The sequence below is a fragment of the Streptomyces sp. NPDC058279 genome (assembly GCF_042881255.1).
Taxonomy (GTDB): Bacteria; Actinomycetota; Actinomycetes; order Streptomycetales; family Streptomycetaceae; genus Streptomyces.
Genome location: NZ_JBHVYA010000001.1, coordinates 174,982 through 195,843, shown reverse-complemented (window position 1 = coordinate 195,843; position 20,862 = coordinate 174,982). Strand labels below are relative to the sequence as shown.

The window sequence follows — 20,862 nt, the reverse complement described above, 5'->3', positions numbered from 1 at the left end:
CCGGATCAGCGGCGACCCGCTCGGGACCGGGTGCGCTTGACCTTGAGTTCCTCGAAGCGCGGCACGTCACCCTCGCGGACCCGCTGCCAGGCCCGCCGGTAGAGCTCCGCGGCCGGTTCGCCGGGCACCAGGACGCCCACCACCGGGGAGCCGCCCGGGGCGAGAGCGTCGAACATCGGCAGCTTCCATGACTCCACCGGCACGATCGGGGAGGCGGTCTCGGTCCAGCCGCCGGGCAGGAACAGCGAGCGTCCCGCCCGGGCCCGGCTCGCCGACACCACCAGCTCGGTCGCGGCCAGCTCCGTCCGGGCGGCCTTCAGCCGGGCGGGCTTCCAGCCGGTCCAGCGCGCCACGTTGCGGTCCGTGGGGTCGGGCATGGCGAGCAGCATCAGATAGACGGTGGCGGCGTCCCGGCCGAGCCCGTGGGCCCGGGACACCTCGGCGACCAGGTCCGGCACGGAGCGGCCCGGATCCTGCGGCCACCAGGTGCCGTCCTCGGCCGCCTCGCCCGCCGCCGGGGCGCCGGGGTCGGCGAGCAGTGCGGCGAAGCGCGGGTCGTGGGCGACCCGCAGGGCGGTTTCCACCGCGGAGGGCCGCTGGTCGGGTCCGCGCAGGGCCGCCAGGTACGGATCGGAGCCGGTGGAGTCCAGCAGGGCCGGACACAGCGCGGGCTTCGGCCGGTCGTCGTGGGTGGCCATGACCACCGCGCCGTAGCGTTCGTAGCCCTCACCCGTCGCGGTCGGCGTGCCCGCGGCGGCGCGGAAGTCGGGCAGGCTGGTGTAGTGCCCGAGGCTGAGCATCAGGCCCGGTGCGGAGAGCCGCTGGCGTACGGCGGTCAACGCGGGCGGCAGCGCCGAACGTACGGGGTCGCCCGCCGGCAACCGATGGGCCAGCCACGCCGCGAGGGTGAGGGCGCCGGTCAGGACGGACGAGGTGAAGGGGTCGGCGACCGGTTCGCACGGCTCGACGTGATCACCCGTCACCCCCCAGGTCACGTCGACGCCGAGGGACGTCGACTCCGCCGGGTCGAGGATCGCGGCCAAGGCCCGGTGGGTGGGCCACTCCGTGCGCGCGGCGCGCGCGACCTCGGTGAGCAGCCACTCGGGCACGGGCTTGCGACGGCCCACACGCCGGTTCCACACGGCCGCGGCGGCGGACACGTCCGGTCCTTCCGTCCACAGAAGCGCGGGGTCGGCGGGCAGGAGCGCCGCCACGAGCTCGCGCCGTACGCCCGGGTCGAGGGCCTTGAGTTCGGTACGGGCGTTGTTCGCGTCGGCCACCTTGAGACCCAGAGCGGTGCGCAGTTTGGTCGACAGGAAGTCGTGCCGGTAGTGGTCGATGTTCGGCAGGCCCGCGAGCAGCAGCCGCGCCACCGCGCCGGAGGCGCCGGTGAGGCGGCTGAACTCCTCGGCTGCCGCCGGGAAGAACGGCGCCGGACCGCGGTCCGTCGCCTCGTTCAGGAAGGCCGTCAGCCGGCCTGCGTCGCGCTCCTGGTCGCCGAGCGGGAACTCGCCCCGCACGGTGTAGGGGCCCGGCACCGCGAAGCGGCCGACGGGGTCGTAGAGCAGCGCCCCGAACTCGTGGCCGTCAGGGACGGACGCGGAGTGCTCGGTGAAGCCGAGGACGGCCCCGCCGCCCAGCGGGAGCAGGGTGCGGTGCGAGGTGTTCCGCTCGCCGCCGCCGGGGGTGGCCAGATGGCGCTGGTCGAGGTGGAGGACCACGCGCCGCCAGCGATCGGCGGTGCCCCCGGCCGAAGCCGGCCCGAGCGCGTCCACCTGGCCGAGCACCGAGCACAGGGCGGCCCGCTGCTCATCGGTGGTTCCCACGGCGACGGCCCGGTAGGCGACGGCGGCAGGCTGGTCCAGCAACGGCGTGAAGGGCAGTCCGGACGGGGGCAGGGCGGGCATGTCGAAGTGGAGTCGACCGGGGACCGCTTCGGCGTCGCTGTCGGCGACCGCGTCGGCCAGCCCGCGCAGGAAGCGGTGGGCCGTGTCGTGTTCGGCGCCCCAGCGGTAGTACCCGGAGTCCAAGAGCCCGAGCAGCGCGTCGCACAGCAGGCCGTCGGTCGGGCCCGACGGCTGCTCGTCGGCCGCGGCGCCGGCGGCCGGGTCCAGACGGGCGGCCACGTCGTGCAGCGCCTCCTGCTGGGTGAGGGCGAAGCGGAGGACCTCGGTGATGCCTCCGATCAACTGCGGGGCGGTGACCTGCGGCAGCACGGCGCGTACCACGTCGGGCAGATCGGTGACCGTCCCGGCCGCCGCGGCCGCTTTCAGCAGGGTGGCTATCGTGCCACCGTCGGCGGCGCGCAGGGCGGCCGAGCCTTCGGGATCGCGGGGGCGCAGCGCGTACCAGAAGGGCAGCGGCGGGAGGTCCACGCTCGCGGTGGCGAAGGCCGCGGTGCGGTGGTGGCGGTCGTCGCGCGACTGGGTGGTGACCACGCCGTCGGGGTCGATGATCTGCAGTGTGCGCCAGCTCTGCGTCAGAGCGCGGGGGCGCTCGTCGCCGGGGAAGGCGACCACCGCGACGGGCGCGGCGGTGCCCTCGGGCACGCTGACGGTGCGCCCGGCCAGGTCGGTGACGTGCCACCCCTCGCCCGGCCTGCCCGCGATGTGCTGGCCGAGGAGACCGTCCACGGGCGCGCCGAGGACCGATCCCTCCACGGTGGGCGCCGGCCGGAGCCAGCAGGACCGGGTGGGCGCGGCGGCGCTCCCCGGCCCCGTGCCCAGTGCGTCGATCAGGACGCCGGGCCGGGAGAGCCGTCCCAGGGAGCCGTCCGAGGGGTCGTACTCGCGCCAGCCGCCGTCGTTGCCCTCCTCGCGGTGCTGCCACACCCAGTACGACGTCCCGTCGTGCAGCAGGGGCCGTTCGCCCGGAAGCCGGGTGTCACCGGCGTGCAGGACGCCGCCGCCGGTGGTGCGACCGCCTCCGGGCAGGGGCAGGCTGATCTCCTCGGAGCGCGGGTTCCACCGGTTCCCCGTGAAGTCCAGGGAGATCACGGTGTCGGGCGCGGTGTGCCAGTAGCCCTCGACGCCCTCGCTGCCCCAGGGGCGGGACCAGAAGACGAGCAGGGCGCCGTCGACGTAGTGGAATCCGTACCGGCACGACGGGTCGCCCGGCGTCCGCAGGTCGTGGGTGAGGACGGTGGAATCGGCGTCGATGACGCGGACCTGGGTGGAGTTGGCGACGATCAGGTGGGGCCAGGCCTCGACGACCGTCAATCCCTGGTTGCCCTGCGCGGGCCTCAGCTCGGTGACCGCGGTTTCCCAGGCGGGCCAGGCGAGTTCCTCGAAGAGGCCGGAGCGCAGGGTACGGGCGAGGGTTTCGCCGAGGTCGGCGGCGACCGCGGCGGTCACCTCCTCGCGGGCGAGTTCGAGGGCTTCGGCGGGCAGCCAGGTCAGTCGCTCGATGGCGTCGGGCAGCCCGGGCAGGCCGGCCGCGGTGGACGCGTCGGCCACCTCGCGCATCCATTCGGTGAGCATCGGGCGGCCACCGGGCGACGCGGCGAGCGCGCGCACGACCCGCACCCCGGAGCTGTCACCGCGCAGGCCGTACGCGGCACGCCGGAAGGCGGGCCGGAAGCGCGGGTCGGCGGCGATGGCGAGGAGGTCGCGGCGCTGGTCGGCTGCCGCCCAGTCGGTGATGTCGAGCTGGTCGTGGCGCTTGTGGGAGGTGGGGTCGGGATCGGCGACCGGGACGGCCAAAGAGAGGAGCAGGTCCAGTAGGTTCGCGTCCTCGACGCCGACGTTCAGCCCCGCCTCGCGGCCCGGTTCCGCGAGTTCGGCCCGCAGCCGGTCCGCCGCTCGGGTGACGAGGTCGAGCAGGGCGGGCGGGGTGGGGCGAGGGCCCCAGCCTCTGTGTCGGGCGGCGTGGAAGCGTTCCAACCAGCCGACCGCCCCGTCAGAGCACCGCTGTTCGGCGGGCAGCGTGTCCGAGACCAGCCCGGCGGTGGCACCGGATTCCGTCAGGATGTCCAGCCAGAGCGCCGTGAATGCGCCGTCGCCGTCGGGCAGCGTCAGACCGAGCAGGGCGCCCCGTACGGCAGGGACCCGGCGGCCCAGTGCGATCAGGGCCGTGCGGTGTGCCTTCCACCAGCCGACCCCGGCCCGCAGGGTGGCGGGCAGCGGGAGGAGTTCGGCGAGGTATTCCTGCTCGCCTTCGGTGCCGGGCAGCCCGGCGTTGCGGGCGAGTCGGCGCAGTTCGGCGGCGGCCTGCGCGGAGGGCGGCAGGCCGCCGGCCGTTCGGCGCACGCACAGGCGCCGGAAGCGCTCGTAGGCTTCGGCGGGGCCGACCCGGGTGGACAGGTCCTTGCCGTAGCCGGTGAGCACCTTGACGGGCAGCGCCCCGGCCAGGGCGAATTCGAGGAAGACGGCGTCGAGGCGGTCGTCGTCGACGCTGAGGCCGTGCCGGCTCTCGCTGGCGCGGGCGCGGCCGAAGAGCTGGGCGGCGTACGTGGTGTTCTCGACGGCGAGGAAGACGCGGGCCGCCTGCTCGTAGAAGACGGGCAGGAAGTGCGGGACGGCGGCGGCGAGCCGCTCGGCCAGTTCCTGGCAGGCGTCCAGGGCCGCCTTCGGCTTCGTCTTGGCCTGCTGGGCCGCCCGGTCTAGCTCGGGGACGACGGCGAGCGCGTGGTGGCCGTCCTCGGGGTGGTGGACGAGCAGCCATTCGGGGAAGCCCAGGGCCTGGCGCCGGCCGAGGCCGACGACGGGCGGCTCGCCCTCGTCGAGGACGAGGCCGAGGAACCCGGCGGCGAGGTCCTCGGCCGGCCCCAGTTCGGCGGGGGCCAGCCGGACGACGACGCGGTCCTCACCGAGGGCGGGGTGGCGGTAGCTGCGGGCGGTGAGGTCCACGGCGGCGGGTCCGGCGCCGGGGGTGCCCACGGGCAGTACGGCGCCCGCCTTGAGGAGCAGTTCGGCTTCGCCCGCCCCCTCGATCGCGACCGCGCCGGGGGTCGCGCCCGAGCTCGCGGCCGTCGTACCGGTGGTGTCGGTGGTCCCGGTGGTGCTCATCGTGCGTCCCCGCCCTCTTCGATCGTGCGCCCGGCGTACAACGCCGCGGCCATGCGCATGCCCTCGGACCAGGCCACTGGTCCCACCTCCGCCAGGCGCAGCGCCCGGCCGTCCTCGTCGTGCCAGCTCAGGGGGCCGGTGGTCGATTCGTCGTCGTAGTAGGGTTCGCCGATCCACACCGCGGCCTCCGCGCCGCGACCGGTGTCGCGGACCTTGCAGGTGGCGTAGGCCCCCGACACCCGATAGCCCAGGCCGGTGGCCCGGGCGGCCAGACCGAAGCGATTCGGGAACTTCCCGCCCGCGTAGTCGCGGACCTCGGTGGCGGCCACCGCGAGCCCCTCAGGCTTGTGCCAGGTGGACCGGTGGATCTGCTCGACCCGCTGCTCGATGCCGAGTTCGGCCGCGAAGTCCCGTACGTCCTCCAGGTCGGGCAGCAGCACCGGGTGCGGCAAGGTCACCGTGCGCGGGGAGAGCCGTACGGTCTCCCCGTCGAGGTTCACCACCTTCAACTCGCCGCGATCGGTGGCGTCGCGAAGAAATCCCACCTCGTCGGGATCGTCACCGACCACGGCGATGTCGCGCAGCGCCCGCTGCCACGCCTCGTCGGGCCACACCCGGGCCAGCAGCGCGGTCGGCACTGGCAACGACGACACCATCCACGTGTCCACCTGGGCCACGCACGCCTGTTCATGACGGTCCAGCCAGGCGGCGAGCTTGCGCAGCCGGTCCACCTCCGGGTGGTCGCGCAACGCCTTGGGCAGGGCCTTCAGCTGCCGTCCCGCCGACCGGCCGGTGGCCGACCGCGCCGCCACCTTCCCCTCCACCAGGGCAATCTCGTACCCTTCGCCCGCCGCCAGCCATGCCATCAGTACGTGCCCCTCCGCCTGCCCGATCCGGTTCCGCGCAGCGTCGACCGGGGGAAAGCCCCCTGAGCTGCGGTATGCCGGGAGACTAGCGAGGGCCACTGACAACGCCCGCCCAGGGGTGGCCGCCGACCGACCGGCGGGGTCCACGGCGCGTCGGGCAGCGCGGCACGGAGATACGGTGGCGGCTTGCCCTGACGTCGACGTCAACTCCTACCCTGCCGCCATGACACACCCAGCAGCTACGGAAGAGGCGTCGATGACGGTCGTTCACGGCTCGTTCGCGGTTACCGCCGACTTCACGGTGGCGCCGGCGCAGGTGTTCCGTGCCTTCGCGGAACCCCCGCTGCGCCGCCGCTGGTTCCGGCTCCCGGGGCCGTCCGCGACCGCCCACCACGAACTGGACTTCCGCGTTGCCGGGGGAGAGGTGGCCCGGAACGTGTTCACCACGTCAGGGGTGGAGGAGTCCCTGGAGTACCGGTCCGGATTCATCGACATCGTGGCGGGCGAACGCATCGTCCTCGGTTACGAGACGTACGTGAACGACCGCCGCCGCTGGATCTCACAGGTGACCGTCGAACTCGTCGAACGGACCGGGGACGATGTGCCGGGGTGCCGGTTGACCTGGACCGAGCAGTTCGTGTTCCTGGTGGTCACCGGCGACGGCAGCCAGGACATCGCCCACCTGCGGGGGAGCACCCGACTGCTGCTCAACGGCCTGTCGACGGTGGTCGAGCCACACCGCTACCCCCACCTCGCCTGACACCGTCCCGGTAGCCGAACACACTCGCCGCGCTCCACCGCCCCAGAGCGAAACCCGTTGACTCTCCAGTCACCGGAGACCGGAGAGTAGGGGCCATGAACGGCACGACGCCCCTGTACTCGATCGGCAGCCTGTCCACGCGTTCCGGCGTACCGGTGCGCACGATCCGGTTCTATTCCGACATCGGACTGCTTCCCCCGGCGGACCGCACCCCGGCCGGCTACCGCAGCTACGACGACGCGGCCCTGACACGGCTGCGGACCATCCGCGTCCTGCGCGAGCTGGACATCGATCTCGCCACCGTCGGCCGGGTCCTCGACGGCGACCTGTCCGTCGCCGAAGTCGCCGCCGTACACGCCGAAGCCACCGAACTCCGGATCCGCGTCCTGCGCCAACGGCAGAGCGTCCTGCGCTACCTGGCCCGACGCGAGCCCAGCCCCGAGGAGACCACTCTCGTGCACGACTTGACCCGCCTCACCTCCGACGAACGACGACGGCTCGTGACGGACTTCATCGCCGGCCTCACCGCCACCACACCCTCCGCCCGCACCGCGGTCGCCGCTCTGCGCACGGCTCTCCCCGACCTCCCCGAGCTCCCCGACGCCCCATCCGACGCACAGCTCGCCGCCTGGGTGGAGCTCGCCGAACTCATCGGCGACGCCGACTTCCGGGCGCGCGTGGCGTACGCGGCGCTGCCGCCCGCCGACCAGGACGCCCTGCCGGGCGTAGCCCCCGAAACGGCCGAGGACCTCGTCCCCTTCGTCCGCCAGGCGGTCGCTCCCGCCGTGGAGGCGGAGATCGATCCGTGCGGTGAGGAGGCGGCAGCGGTGGTCGCAGCCGTGGTGACGCGCTTCGCCGCCGTTCTGGGGCGTCCCGCCGGTCCCGAACTCCGGGAATGGATGGCCGGGCAGTTCGAGCACGGACACGATCCGCTCGTCGAGCGCTACTGGCGGCTGGTCTGGACCGTCAACGACTGGCAGGTGCTCCCCGCCCTCCTCCCGTTCCGGCCCTGGCTGATCGAAGCCCTTCGCGATCAACGAGCCCATGCGCGGCCCACCGGCGAGGGCGTCGGCCGCCAGGACGCCCAGGGTCCGGTCGACGGCGAACGCCGGCGCGGCCCGGTAGCCGTCCAGTAGCCGGCGCGGGGTGGGGCCGACCGGGACCGTGGTGTGGGCGAACCGGCCGGGCGACACGGCCCCGCCGCCCGGCGTACGCGCGGGAACCCGCCCAGGTCGTTGCCGGCCACGCCCCCACCCAGGGGACAGCGCGGGCGGGAACTCGACCTTGCGAGAGCGCCCAGGCCGCCCGGGCGGGGGCGATACTGGTGGCGACAGTCGTACAGCCGTCGGGCCGGCTCCCTGATCCGGGCCGGGCCGGTGGCCAGGGACTTTCGTCGATGTCTCCGAGGGGAGCTGTGCATGTCTACGGCAAGAGACCTGTTCCTCATCGTCATGGACGCGAAGCCGGAGCACGGCGTGGGACAGGGTGACCTGTCGCTCGCGCTGGCCGGGGCAGAGCTGATCGATCTCATCGGTGGGGGAGCGGTCACCGTGGACGGCGACCGCATCGTGCCGGGCTGGCCGCCGACGCCGGACGATCGGCTCCTCGGCGAGGCCGCGGCACGGCTGACTCGGGAACCGCCTTACGAGCTGATCGAGGACTGGTTGTGGCGCCGGGGCCGAGACCTCTCCGCCGCGTACCAGGCCGCGCTGGAAGAGGAGGGCGAGCTGACGCGGAAGCGAAGCGGCCGGTTGTCCTTCGGCTCGGAGCGCGTCGAACCGGTCGACACGCCCAGCCACCGCCGGGCAGCCGACCGGTGGCAGGACAAGGAACCCGCCCTGACCGGCCTCGCCTCGGCCGTCGGCATCGACGGAGGGGGGCCCGAGGGCGAGCCCGGTGGCAATGACGAGGCGGTGACGACCGTGTTGGCCGCCGTCCACGACGCGGTGATGGAGCTGGAGGCAGTACGCCAGAGGCGGACCATCGAGAACGCGGCCTTCGCCAACATCTGGCGCGCACCGTGAGTCGGACAAGCGGTGGCGTCGGCCGCCCTCCGTCGGCCGACGCGGCCCGCCCGGCGACTCGCCGTAGTGCTCAACCGCAGTCGCCCAGGATCGGCCCCGATCCGTCGGAGCTGTAGGAGGCCCACAGCATGAACAGCTCCAGCGGGATCGCCAGCACACAAGGCCACGCGCCGATGTAGGACACCAGCCCCCGCTTCGTTGCCGAGGGCGGGACGCCGTGGCGTCGCCGGATGTGTTTGGCGAGGAGTACGCAGACGACCACGGCTGATAGGCCGAGGATCGGACCCGCCCATGCGGCGACATGCTCCGCCTTCGGGAAGGGCATGTGCCGACACGCTTCCTGTTGCCTGTCGACCCAATCACCGTGGATGACCTGGACGTAATAGGAACTGGCCACACCCATGGCGGTCGCGAGCGGTACCCACACCGTCGCGATCACCGTGCCGGGAGTGACCGGGCGCTTGCGCGCGGCGCCGTGAGACGCGGCGGAGGAACGGGGCGTTTCCATCAGTACCAATTCGGGTGCGGGCGGACGATGTGGACGCGCTGCTCGCCGTGGTTCTTGGTGGCGACGTGTTCCCGACTGTCCAGGCTCACGTTCTGGAACGAGCTGGTGTGCTGGCTCAACTTGATGTCGCCGTCGGGCGTTATCGAGGTGACCACGGCGGCGTGATAGATCTCGCCCTGGGGCTCGTCCGGGTCGGGAGCCACCTGCTCGTAGAAGATGACGTCACCGGGACGTGCGTCCGATCTGGTGATCTCCTCGCCTCCATTCCGCAGCAGGAAGCCGTGCAGACCCTTGGCCTGAGCCCATGAACGCGAGTGGTACGCCCGTTGGTCGACCCAGTCCCATCCCAGGCCGCTCTCCCGGCCCCAGGTGTTGTCACCGCGGGGCCCTGCCCAGAAGTCGAACTTCTTCTGCATGCCGCCGGCCTCCAGGGCAGAGGACACGAAATTGGCGCAGTTGTTGTCGAACTTGACATCGTCCTTCTTGTCCCAGTGGTCCAGCGCGTACCGCACCATCTCCACCCGGTCGATCTTCCCGTCGGGCCCCCTGAGCTCGCGTCCCACCTCCGGCGGAAGGCCCTTGAGGTCGGCGACGGTCACGGGATCGGCCCGCATAAGGGCCGTTTGCTGCTCGCGCGTCAAGCCGTCCCACCAGGCGCGGACGAGGTGCGGGTCCTTGCCTACCGGGATGTCCGCCCTGAGCATCTCGAATTCGACCTGGGAGGCCTCGACCAGGATGTCGTTGTGCGCATGGGAGGGGTTGGCGACGTTGATGGTCTTGGCCAGCTTGTCCAGTTCAGCGGATGCCTTCGCGTCCGCCTGTGATGCCTCGCGCAGCGCTTCCGCTATCAGCCCGTCGACCTCGGAGATGCTGCCCAATTCCTTGGTGTAGGCATCACGCACGTTCTGCGGGACGTTGGGCCCCGTGGGTGCGGCCCCCGAGTACGCGCCCACGGCGCGGCCGTCCTGGATGCTCAGCCCGCGTTCCCCCGCCAGCTCGACCGCGTGGAACAGGGTGCGCTGGGCGTATCCCATGGAGTGGGCGAGTGCGTCGAGGACCATGGCGACGCCCTTCATGATGTCGCCGCCCGCCTCCAGGCGGTCGGCGAGGTCCGCCAGGCGTTTGCCGGCAGTCTTGCCGGTGGCGTCGGCCCAGTGGTCGTCGAGCGGCTTCTTGCCCTGTGCGCGGATGTCCTCGGAGGCGGTGAGGGAGCGGCGGGCAAGGTCCACCCAGTCGTCGGCGGCCTTCTGCCACTGGTCCACGCGGCAGTCGTACAGGTCGTGATAGGCGACCACGGGTCAGGCACCCCCGAATTCGCCGAGGCCGTGCCGGAGCCGGTCGAAGGCGTCCTTCGCCTGGGCGTCCGTGGTGTCATAGGCGTGGGCCGTGGTGTGGAGGTTGTCGGCCATGGTGTTCATCTGCTTCCCCAGATCGACCATGTGGTCCTCCCAGGCGGTCGCGCAGCGCTTCAACGCGGCGGCCGAGGCCCAGCCGTGGTGGCCGCCGGCTGCCGTGTCACTCGAATCGAGGGACCGGCGAAGGTTCTCGAGTGCTGCTCCGGCGGCCGTGCGCGCTCCTCCGGCGCCTTGCCGTACGTAATACGTGTTGATGTCTGTGTCCACACAATCCCCCATAAATAGCCGGGGACAGCCTAGCGTTGATCTCAAGTGAAGATATGACAGCGGGTATGGTCGCCGGCTCGGTGACGGCTGGTTGTCGTCGCTCTGATCCGGTGCAAAACGACGGCCCGGCGGCCCCTACTCGGCCCCTGGGACGCCACCGCAACGCGCCGGCCGGATCCGTCCCTGCGGTGAGGTCCGGAGCGCCTGCCTCCGCCGTCTCGGCCGTTGCGCCATCATGAGGTCCCGTCAGCACCTGCGGAAAGGACCGGACATGTCGAGGCTGCGGATGGGAGAAGGCGTACTGCGCCGCAAGCCGATCGAGCACATCGACGAGACCGAGGGCGCCCCCAGCGAGCAGCTCACGCGGACCCTCGGCCTGTGGCAGCTCACCGCGATCGGCGTCGGCGGCATCATCGGCGCCGGCATCTTCACGCTCGCCGGCACCGTTGCCCACGGCATCGCCGGACCGGCGGTACTGGTCTCCTTCCTCATCGCCGGCGTGGCCAGCGCCGCGGCCGCCTTCTCGTACGCGGAATTCGCGGGCCTGATCCCCAAGGCCGGCTCCGCCTACACCTACGGCTACGCGGTCCTCGGCGAGCTGGCGGGCTGGTTCATCGGCTGGGACCTGCTGCTGGAATACACGGCCATCGTCGCCGTCGTCGCCATCGGCATCTCCGGCTATTTCAACTTCCTCCTCACGGACACCGGCGCCGGCCTGCCCACCTGGATGCTGGGCGCGCCCGGGACGGGAGAGGGCCACCGCTTCGACCTGATCGCCGCCGTCCTCTGTCTGCTCACCGCCTTTCTGCTCAACCTCGGCATGAAGAACGCCGCACGCTTCGAGACGGTCGTCGTCGCGCTCAAGGTGCTGGTCGTCCTGCTGGTCATCATCGTCGGCTTCTTCCACATCGACACCGGCAACTACACCCCTTTCTTCCCGTTCGGGGTGGGAGGAGCCTTCACGGGGGCCGCCACCGTCTTCTTCGCCGTGTTCGGATACGACGCGATGAGCACGGCGGCGGAGGAGTCCAAGGACGCGCAACGCCACATGCCCAGGGCGATCATCTACTCGCTGGCCATCGCCATGGTGCTGTACGTCCTCGCCTGCCTGGTCCTGACGGGCATGCAGAGCTACACGGAGATCGACCCCGAGAGCGGATTCTCCAGCGCCTTCAAGTCGGTGGGGCTCGGGGCGTTCGCGGACGTGATCGCGGTCGGGGCGATCATCGGCATCCTCACGGTGATGTTCACCTTCATGCTCGGTGTCACGCGCGTGTGGTTCGCCATGAGCCGTGACGGACTGCTGCCCCACTGGTTCGCCAAGACGCATCCGACCCGGCACGTCCCGACCCGCGTCACCTGGATCGTCGGCGTGGGGTCGGCCGCCATCGCGGGGTTCGTGCCGATCGGCGCGGCCGCCGAGCTGACCAACATCGGCATCCTGCTCGCCTTCGTGGTCGTGTGCAGCGCCGTCATCGTGCTCCGCTACCGGCGCCCCGACCTGCCACGGCAGTTCCGCGCACCCTTCATGCCCTTCACCCCGGCCCTCGGTGTGATCGCCTCGATCTGGCTCATCACCTACCTCCAGGTGGAGACGTGGATCCGGTTCGTGGTCTGGTTCCTGATCGGACTGGTCGTCTACTTCGGCTATTCCTACCGGCACGCGGCACTTGCCAAAGCCGGCCGGGACGGTTCCCCGAACAGGCCGGACGGCACCCTCTGAACGAGGGGCCCGCACCGGACACGCGCACGGCGCCACCCGGGAGAACCGGGAGGCGCCGTGCACGACCGTCGAGCGGACCGGTGATCAGTAGTGTCGGCTCTGCCGCGCCAGGGCCGGTACGAAGCGCGCCGCGTCGATGGTGCCGAGACCCGTCGCCATGTCGTAGCCGTTGACCGCCGTGTAGCCGGTCACACCCGCATAGCTGTTGTTCGTGCCGTCGTTGACGTCCACCAGACCGCTCGACGGCTTGTAGCCCTGGTCCTTGTAAAGGGAGTAGAGGGCCTCGTTGAGGTTGCCGATCCGGCGACCGGCCGCCTGGTCGGCGAGGGCGACGATGCCGGAGAACAACGGCGCGGCCTCGCTGGTGCCGCCGGACACGTCCCAGCCGACGGCGGTCGGGTCGTAGCTGGAGTACACCCACGCCCCGCCGTTGACGGCGGCGGCCATCGAGATGTCCGGAGTGCCGCGCCGATCGCCGACGACGCCGCGGACGCCGTTTTGGAACGAGGGCCGCTCGAAGACGTGCGACTGGCCGCCGCCCCCGGCCCCGTTGTCGTTGTAGACGCTCTCCGGGCTGAGGCGGTTGCCCTTGTCGTCGAGGTGCAGCTGGGTGCCGCCGATCGAGGTGACCAGCGGGTCGGACGAGGGCCAGGAGTTGACGCGCTCCTTGTAGTAGCCGCTGCCGTCCGCCGTGTTGTCCGTGGCGCCACCGTCACCGGAGGAGGCGAGGACGGTCACATCGTGGGCCGCCGCCGCCTTGAAGGCGTACCGCAAGTTCTTCAGGCTGGAGAAGTCGCCCTTGTCGAAGCCCGGGAAGGTGTTCTCGGTCGCGCCGAAGCTCTGGGTGATGACATCGCCGATGCCCCGGTCGATCAGGGACTTCTCGGCCGACATCATCTCGGGGAAGCCGGTGACGCCCTCGGTCTCCGCGACCGCCGTCTCCACCAGCACGATCTTGGCGTCCGGCGCCATCGCGTGGGCCATCTCGACATCGAGCGTGGACTCGCCGGCCCAGCCGGTCATATCGGCGTTCTTCGGGTCCCAGGCCGGGACGTTGCCCCACTTGACCACCTGGACCTTGCTGCTGGGAATGCCGAACTGCTTGCTGTACACGTCGAGGTCGTGCTGGATCGTCGGCGAGCCGAACGAGTCCACGATCACGATGGTCCGCCCCTTGCCGGTGATGCCGGCCTGGTAGAGCGGGTCCAAGTGGTACGCCTGGCGGTACTGCAGCGGTCCGTAGCAGGCGATCTTCCACTTCGCCTGGCACTGCTCCGTGGACAGCGGGCTGCCGACGGCGCGGACCAACTGGTGTCCGGCCACGGCCGGAACGGGCTTGACCTGCGGGCCGGCGACCGGGGCGGCCGTGGCGGCCCCGCTCAGAGGTGTGGCGACCAGGGCGGCGGAGGCGAGGGCGGTGGCCCCTGCCGTGGCGACCGCGGCGCGGAGCGGCGGGCGAGGTATGCGCATGAGTGCTCCTTGTGTGGGGTGGAGCCGCACGTAACGGCTCCCGTGATCCCATCTGGAGGTCATGCACAGGACAAGGATCTTTGTCGCTTGATGTCGAACGCTTTGCCTGACTCTCAATCCTTTGACGCTTCCTGACCGAATCATGGGCGGTGTTCGGCGGTGGATCTGTGACGGGGGTGACGGGGCGTCGGTCCGGGTCGCCGGAGCCACCCGCCGCAACCTCCCCGCCCGCGTGGCGTTGTACTCCTGTCGGCCCCTATCCCCCGCACCCCAGGAGCACCGCGTGACGCCTACGTCTCTGCCCGCGACAGACAGCCTGCTGCGTCAGACCCTCGGGGAATGGCGCATCGGACTGGTGGCCTGGCGGCTGCTCGTCCTGCAGACGGCGCACCCGGCCGTGGCGGCCGGCACCGCCCGCTACTCCACCTACCGGGCTCACCCGTGGCGGCGGATCGAGCACACCATGGACAGCGGAAGTCGACTGTTCTTCGCCGGGCCCCAGGAACGGCAGCGCGAGATCGCCCGGCTGGAGCGCGCGCACCGCCGGATTCGCGGCACCGACGACGCCGGTCGCCCGTACAGCGCCGAGGACCCGGAGGTCCGCGCCTGGGTGATGCTGACGCTGTACGAGGCCATGACGGCCATGCGCGAGCTGTCCGGCGATCCCCTCGCGCCGCGCGAACTGGACATCCTGTACACGGAGTTCACCGAGGTCTGCCAGGCCCTCGGCATCCCCGGCGAGGTCCTCCCGGCGACCGCCGCCGACGTACCCGCGTACGTCGACCGCACCGTCCGCGAGGTCCTCGAACTCGGGGACCAGGTCCGCTACCTGCTCTTCGACATGCTGCGCGAGGCTCCGGCACCCCGCCGACTCGGACGGCTGCGGCCTGCCTGGCCGTTGCTGCGCGCCGTCGTCGCGAGCGTGCTGACCAGCCTGACCGTCGCGGACCTGCCGCCGGCCTGGCACGAGCGGTTCGGCACCCCCCGGACGCGCAGGGCCGCCGCACTGTCCTGGACGCTGCACCGCGGTATGCGCCAGGTCATGACCCGCCTGCCTGACCGCCTGCGCTACCGCGGCCACTCCGACGACGACGGCGGGCGGCAGCCCGCATCCCGGCGGCCCGCGGCGACTCCGCGCCTGCCCCGGCCGCGCACCGTGGACTCCCGCCCGGCCCGGCTGGAGGCGTTCTTCCGGCAGGTGCTCGACCAGACCGGTGACGGGAGGGTGGACTCCGCCGACCTGCAGGCGATGGTCCACAACGTGTGCTGGCAGCTCGAACTTCCCGTCGAGCGCGAGGACCGGCTCTACGCCGCGTTCGAGACCTGGTGGAAGCAACTGCGAGCGGGCATGGACGCGGACGGCGACGGCGCGGTGGAGTGCGCCGAGTTCGTCTCCGCGATGCTCAAGGGCGTCGACCGGGACCCGGACTACCTCGACCAGGGCCTCAAGCCGGCGGTACGAGCCCTGTTCCGGACGGCGGACACCGACGGCAGCGGACATCTGTGCGCCGACGAGTACCGCGTCCTGTTCGGCGGCCCGCGCGTCCACCCCGCCGAACTGAACGACGCCTTCCGGCAACTGGACCGGGATGGTGACGGCCGGATCAGCGAGGAGGAATTCGTGGCCGCGTTCACCGACTTCTTCACCGCTCGTGCGGACACCGCCGCGGGCGTGGCGCTGCTGGGCCGCCCCTGAGGCTCGGCTCCCGCGCGAGGAGCGGGCGTTCCCGGCGTGCCGCGGCCGTCGTAGGCTCCCGCCATGCGTGCACACCTGCATCAGATCGTCGTGGACTGCCGTGACCCGAAGGCCCTGGTCCGTTTCTGGGCTCGACTGCTCGGTGGCGCCCCGGTCGACCGTGCCCGTGGCTGGTCGCACGTCGAGCTGCCCGGGTCGGCGCGGCTCACCTTCCAACCGGTGCCCGAGGGCAAGGCGGTGAAGAACCGGCTCCACTTCGACCTCGCCGTCGCCGACATCGACGGCGCGGTCGCCGAAGCGGCGGCCCTGGGCGGGGCCCGGATCGGCGACACGGTCACCGACGACCAGGGCTCCTTCCAGACCATGCAAGACCCGGAAGGCAACGAGTTCTGCTTCGTCAGCGCCGCCGAGGACCCCGGCCCCGCTGCCTGACCGGTGCGGAGGACTCGCCAGGTGACTCGGGATGGCGTCCCGGCAGTCCACGGTGCCGGCTGCGCGCGGTCCGCGCGCCCGGCCCGGAGGCACGGTCGATACGTTCGCCACCGGCCGCGCGGACCGGCCTGGGCCTCGACTGGTTCACAGTCCCAGGGCGAGCCGGTAGTACGCCTGGTTCCAGCGCAGATCGCGCCGGAACTGCCTCGGGGTGGTGGTCTCGTCGATGAGGACGAGTTCCAGGCGGAGCATTTCCGCCAGGTCGTCGAGGTGGTCGGAGGTGAGGGCGGTACTGAGGACGGTGTGGTGCGGTCCTCCGGCCGTCAGCCAGGATTCGGCTGAGGTCCGCAGGTCGGGGTGGGGCCGCCAGACCGCGCGGGCGACGGGCAGGGCGGGCAGCGGGTGAGGGGGTGCCACCACGTCGACGTCGTTGGCGATCAGCCGGAAGCGGTCGCCGAGGTCGGCGAGGCCGACCACCACGGCCGGACCGGGGGCGGCGTCGAACACCAGGCGCACCGGGTCCTCCCGCCCGCCGATGTCGAGGGGGTGGATCTCGCAGCCGGGCCTGGCGGCCGCGATGGTGGGGCAGACTTCCAGCATGTGTGCGCCGAGGATGAGCTGGTTGCCGGCCGTCAGGTCGTAGGTGTAGTCCTCCATGAAGGAGGTGCCGCCCGGAAGGCCGGTGGCGGCCACCTTGAGGGCGCGCAGCAGGACGGCGGTCTTCCAGTCGCCCTCTCCTCCGAAGCCGTACCCCTGGGCCATGAGCCGCTGGACCGCGAGACCGGGTAGCTGGCGCAGTCCGCCCAGGTCCTCGAAGTTGGTGGTGAAGGCCCCGAAGCCGCCCGTTTCGAGGAAGGTGCGCAGGCCGGCTTCGATGCGGGCGGCGTAACGCAGCGAGCCGTGCCGTTCGCCTCCCGGCCGCAGTTCCGGCGTCAGGTGGTACAGGTCCTCGTACTCCTTGACGAGGGACGTCACGTCGGTCTCGTCCGCGCTGTCGACGACCTCCACCAGGTCATTGACGCCGTAGGTGTTGACGGAGACGCCGAAGCGGAGTTGGGCCTCGACCTTGTCGCCCTCGGTGACGGCCACGTCGCGCATGTTGTCGCCGAAGCGGGCGACCTTGAGGGCGGCCAGTTCGGATCGCGCGGTGGCCGCCCGCGCCCAGATCGCGACGCGTTCGGTCGTCACCGGATCGGTGACATGGCCGGCCACGGTCTTGCGGGGTACGCCGAGCCGGGCCTGGATGTGCCCGAACTCGCGGTCCCCGTGGGCGGCTTGGTTGAGATTCATGAAGTCCATGTCGATGGTGTCCCAGGGCAACGCCACGTTCGCCTGGGTGTGGAGGTGCAGCAACGGCTTGCGCAGCGCGTCCAGTCCGGCGATCCACATCTTGGCCGGCGAGAAGGTGTGCATCCAGGCGATGAGCCCGACGCACCGGTCGTCGGCGTTCGCGTCGAGGCATACCCGGCGGATGGCGTCGGCGTCCGTCAATACCGGCTTCCACGCCACGCGCGCGGGAATTCCGGAGGCGTCGGCCAGCGCGGTGGCGATCTGCCGCGACTGTTCGGCGACCTGCCTCAGCGTCTCTTCCCCGTACAGACCTTGGCTGCCGGTGAGGAACCAGATCTCCTGGGCGGTGGATGCTCGGCTGGGCACATGGACTCCTGGGGGTGACGTCCCGCGACGGGGTGAGGGCGGGAGGCGGGGCGGGGGAGCGGGAAGGATCGGCGGAGCGGATCAGCCCGTGGCACGGGTCCTGTCGCGGATGTTCCTCAGCCGGTGCAGCAGGCCGCCCGTGCCGAAGTGGTCGTGCAGGAGCCGGTACTCGGCGAAGAGGGCGTCGTAGGCGTCGGCTCGGGAGGCGTCGGGCGTGTAGCCGGTGGCCCGTCGGCGGCCCATGGCGGCGGTGGCCGTTCGCACGTCGGTGTACGCGCCGGCGGCCACGGCGGCGTGGATGGCCGATCCGAGGGCGGGCCCCTGGTCGGACGCGGCGAGGGAGACGGGGCGGCGCAGCACGTCGGAGTAGATCTGCATCAGCAGTTCGTTCTTGGCCAGCCCGCCGGCGACGATGAACTCGTGCACCGGTACGCCGCCCGCCTCCAGCGCCTCCACGATGACGCGGGTGCCGAACGCGGTGGCTTCGAGCAGGGCGCGGTAGACGTCCTCGGGGCGGGTCGCGAGGGTGAGACCCACGACGACTCCGGAGAGGTGGTGGTCGACGAGGACCGAACGGTTGCCGTTCAGCCAGTCGAGGGCGACGAGTCCGTGGCCACCGACCGGCTGTCGGGCGGCTTTCCGGGTCAGCAGGGTGTGCAGGTCCTCGCCGCGGTCGGCGGCCTCGGCGAGGTAGTCCGACGGGACGCCTTGGTCCAGCACCCAGGCGAAGATGTCGCCGACCGCGCTCTGGCCGGCTTCGTAGCCGTAGGTTCCCTCGACGATCCCGCCGGCCACGACACCGCAGATGCCGGGGACGTCGGCGAGGACGGGAGCGTTCACGACGTGGCAGGTGGAGGTGCCCATGATGGCGAGCAGTTGCCCGTCCTCGACGGCCTGGGCCGCCGCGGCGGTGACATGGGCGTCGACGTTGCCCGCGGCCACCGCGATGCCGGGGCGCAGCCCCGTCCATGCTGCGGCTTGGCTGCTGAGCGAGCCCACTCGCGAGCCGAGCGCGGAGAGCGGGAATTCGAGGCGGGTGCGCGCGAAGTCGGCGAACCGGGGATTCAGGGCGGCCAGGTACTCCTCGCTCGGGTAGCCGCCGTCCTGGTGGATGCCCTTGTATCCGGCCGTGCAGGCGTTGCGGGACTCGGTTCCGGTGAGCTGCCACACGATCCAGTCGGCGGCCTCGATCCACCGCGCGCAGGTGTCGTAGACGAGCGGATCCTCCTCCAGGACCTGGAGGGCCTTGGCGAACTGCCACTCGGCGGAGATCCGGCCGCCGTATCGGGCGATCCATTTCTCCCCGCGGGCGTGGGCGAGGTCGTTGATGCGGTCGGCATACGACTGGGCCGCGTGGTGCTTCCACAACTTGGGCCACGCGTGCGGCCGTTCGGCGAGCTCCGTCTCGGCGAGGGGAGTCCCGTCGGCCAGCGTGGGCAGGACGGTGCACGCGGTGAAGTCGGTGGCGATGCCGATCACCGCTGCGGGGTCGATCCCGGCCGCCGCCAGGGCCTGCGGGACGGCGTGACGCAGTACGTCGCGCCAGTCCTGGGGGTGTTGCAGGGCCCAGTCCGGAGGCAGTCGGGCATCGCCGTGCGGCAGGTGCCGGTCGATGACGCCGTGCCGGTAGGCGTGGACCGCCGCGGCCAGCTCCCGACCGTCGCGAACCCGCACCACCACGGCGCGGCCCGACAGCGTGCCGAAGTCGACGCCGACCGTGTACTGCTCCGATTCCTCGGCATACGGGGTGGGCGCGGGGGGATGGGGTGACGTCAACACAGTGCCTTTCGAAGGAGCCGCGGGGAGGCAGGCGGCCGGGGGACGGCTTGGCGGCCCCCCGTAGTGTGAGCGCTAACAATGTCGATAGGCAAGAGGGCCGGGGTGATCGAGAGAGGGTCGCGCGCAGCGGCATGGTAACGGGCAGATAACGCCCGCGCGGGGGTTGAGAACCTGTCTTGTTAGCGCTCACAATGCGACGGCTCCCTTTCCGAGGGGGCCACTCCCGCCGCCCCCCGCCTCGCCCCGCCCTGGCCGCGCGGCGCCTTTTCCGTGCGCCCTGAAAGGACACTCGACATGGCTCGCAGAGCAGCTCTCGTCCTCACCGCCGCCCTTCTCGCGTCCTCGACGTTGACCGCCTGCTCGACCGAGAACCCCGCCTCCGGCTCCTCCTCGGCAGCCAAGGGAGGCACCCACCGCCCGATCACGCTCGGCTTCGCCCAGGTCGGCGCCGAGAGCGGCTGGCGCACCGCCAACACCAAGTCCATCCAGGAGGCGGCGAAAAAGGCCGGGATCACCCTCAAGTTCTCCGACGCGCAACAGAAGCAGGAGAACCAGATCAAGGCGATCCGCACCTTCATCCAGCAGAAGGTCGACGTCATCGCGTTCTCGCCGGTCGTGGAGTCCGGTTGGGACACGGTGCTGAAGGAGGCCAAGGACGCGGGCATCCCGGTCATCCTCACCGACCGTGCCGTGGACACCAAGGACGCCTCCCTCTACAAGACCTTCCTGGGCTCGGACTTCGTCAAGGAGGGCAAGTCCGCAGGCGAGTGGCTGACCGGCGCCTACGCGAACGAGCGGGGTCCGGTCAACATCGTCGAGCTCCAAGGCACCACGGGCTCCGCACCCGCCAACGACCGCAAGGCGGGCTTCGCCGACGTCATCCGCTCCGACGCCAAGTTCAAGATCGTTGCCTCGCAGTCCGGCGACTTCACCCGCGCCAAGGGCAAGGAAGTCATGCAGGCGTTCCTGAAGTCCCACAACGACATCGACGTCCTCTACGCCCACAACGACGACATGGCACTCGGCGCCATCCAGGCCATCGAGGAGGCGGGCAAGAAGCCCGGCACGGACATCAAGGTGATCTCGGTGGACGGAATCAAGGACGCCTTCGTCGCGATGACCGAGGGCAAGATCAACGTCGTGGTGGAGTGCAACCCGCTGCTCGGTGACCAGCTGATGGATCTGACCAGGAAGGTCGCGGCGGGGGAGAGCGTGCCGCCTCGCGTCGAGACGGCGGAAGGTGTCTTCCCCCAGGACCAGGCCGCGGCCGCGCTGCCCTCGCGCAACTACTGACCCGGCAGGTTCCGGCGCCGCGGGAGG

15 protein-coding genes are annotated in these 20,862 nt (G+C 71.5%); 7 read left to right on the top strand and 8 right to left on the bottom strand.

Annotated elements, in window-relative coordinates; genetic code table 11:
• Positions 1-5: 5 nt before the first annotated feature.
• Positions 6-5,006 (bottom strand): DNA-binding protein, encoded by a 5,001-nt coding sequence (locus ACFVXJ_RS00950; RefSeq protein ID WP_389656509.1) that lies wholly within the window; start codon positions 5,004-5,006, stop codon positions 6-8.
• Positions 5,003-5,872 (bottom strand): DUF4132 domain-containing protein, encoded by an 870-nt coding sequence (locus ACFVXJ_RS00945; protein WP_389656506.1) that lies wholly within the window; start codon positions 5,870-5,872, stop codon positions 5,003-5,005. Before ACFVXJ_RS00945 ends, ACFVXJ_RS00950 begins: the two co-directional genes overlap by 4 nt.
• A gap of 223 nt (positions 5,873-6,095) precedes the next feature.
• Here ACFVXJ_RS00945 and ACFVXJ_RS00940 point away from each other — a divergent pair, with 223 nt between their 5' ends.
• From ACFVXJ_RS00940 to ACFVXJ_RS00930, 3 genes are all read left to right on the top strand, one after another.
• Positions 6,096-6,632, top strand: coding sequence for an SRPBCC domain-containing protein (locus ACFVXJ_RS00940; RefSeq protein ID WP_389656503.1), 537 nt, complete (start codon positions 6,096-6,098; stop codon positions 6,630-6,632).
• Between the two features lie 95 nt (positions 6,633-6,727).
• Positions 6,728-7,768: a MerR family transcriptional regulator gene (locus tag ACFVXJ_RS00935; protein ID WP_389656500.1), complete on the top strand. Its 1,041-nt coding sequence runs from the start codon at positions 6,728-6,730 to the stop codon at positions 7,766-7,768.
• A 282-nt stretch (positions 7,769-8,050) separates the two neighbouring features.
• A complete protein-coding gene (locus ACFVXJ_RS00930) occupies positions 8,051-8,656 on the top strand; it encodes a GPP34 family phosphoprotein (RefSeq protein ID WP_389656498.1) in 606 nt (201 codons plus the stop codon).
• Positions 8,657-8,726: 70 nt separating this feature from the next.
• Here ACFVXJ_RS00930 and ACFVXJ_RS00925 read toward each other — a convergent pair whose 3' ends face one another.
• The 3 genes from ACFVXJ_RS00925 to ACFVXJ_RS00915 are packed head-to-tail and all read right to left on the bottom strand — an operon-like array spanning position 8,727 to position 10,786.
• Complete coding sequence (locus ACFVXJ_RS00925) at positions 8,727-9,164, bottom strand: hypothetical protein (protein WP_389656495.1); 438 nt, start codon at positions 9,162-9,164, stop codon at positions 8,727-8,729.
• A complete protein-coding gene (locus ACFVXJ_RS00920; RefSeq protein ID WP_389656492.1) occupies positions 9,164-10,459 on the bottom strand; it encodes an amidase domain-containing protein in 1,296 nt (431 codons plus the stop codon). Before ACFVXJ_RS00920 ends, ACFVXJ_RS00925 begins: the two co-directional genes overlap by 1 nt.
• A gap of 3 nt (positions 10,460-10,462) precedes the next feature.
• A complete protein-coding gene (locus tag ACFVXJ_RS00915) occupies positions 10,463-10,786 on the bottom strand; it encodes a type VII secretion target (RefSeq protein ID WP_389656489.1) in 324 nt (107 codons plus the stop codon).
• Between the two features lie 271 nt (positions 10,787-11,057).
• On the opposite strand from ACFVXJ_RS00915, the gene ACFVXJ_RS00910 reads away from it, so the two are divergent.
• Positions 11,058-12,509: an amino acid permease gene (locus ACFVXJ_RS00910; protein WP_389656486.1), complete on the top strand. Its 1,452-nt coding sequence runs from the start codon at positions 11,058-11,060 to the stop codon at positions 12,507-12,509.
• A gap of 84 nt (positions 12,510-12,593) precedes the next feature.
• On the opposite strand, the gene ACFVXJ_RS00905 is transcribed toward ACFVXJ_RS00910, so the two are convergent.
• Entirely contained in the window at positions 12,594-13,979 is a 1,386-nt protein-coding gene (locus ACFVXJ_RS00905; RefSeq protein WP_389656483.1) for a S8 family serine peptidase, read from the bottom strand.
• Between the two features lie 283 nt (positions 13,980-14,262).
• Between ACFVXJ_RS00905 and ACFVXJ_RS00900 the strand changes: the two genes are divergently transcribed.
• Positions 14,263-15,675, top strand: coding sequence for an oxygenase MpaB family protein (locus ACFVXJ_RS00900; protein ID WP_389656480.1), 1,413 nt, complete (start codon positions 14,263-14,265; stop codon positions 15,673-15,675).
• A gap of 63 nt (positions 15,676-15,738) precedes the next feature.
• Complete coding sequence (locus ACFVXJ_RS00895; RefSeq protein WP_389656477.1) at positions 15,739-16,107, top strand: VOC family protein; 369 nt, start codon at positions 15,739-15,741, stop codon at positions 16,105-16,107.
• Positions 16,108-16,251: 144 nt separating this feature from the next.
• Here the strand turns inward: ACFVXJ_RS00895 and araA are convergent, their stop codons facing one another.
• Positions 16,252-17,763, bottom strand: a complete 1,512-nt coding sequence (gene araA / locus ACFVXJ_RS00890; protein WP_389656474.1) for an L-arabinose isomerase — start codon at positions 17,761-17,763, stop codon at positions 16,252-16,254.
• An 81-nt stretch (positions 17,764-17,844) separates the two neighbouring features.
• Entirely contained in the window at positions 17,845-19,539 is a 1,695-nt protein-coding gene (gene araB / locus ACFVXJ_RS00885; protein ID WP_389656471.1) for a ribulokinase, read from the bottom strand.
• 297 nt (positions 19,540-19,836) lie between these two features.
• Between araB and ACFVXJ_RS00880 the strand changes: the two genes are divergently transcribed.
• Complete coding sequence (locus tag ACFVXJ_RS00880) at positions 19,837-20,835, top strand: ABC transporter substrate-binding protein (RefSeq protein WP_389656468.1); 999 nt, start codon at positions 19,837-19,839, stop codon at positions 20,833-20,835.
• The last annotated feature ends 27 nt before the right edge of the window (positions 20,836-20,862 follow it).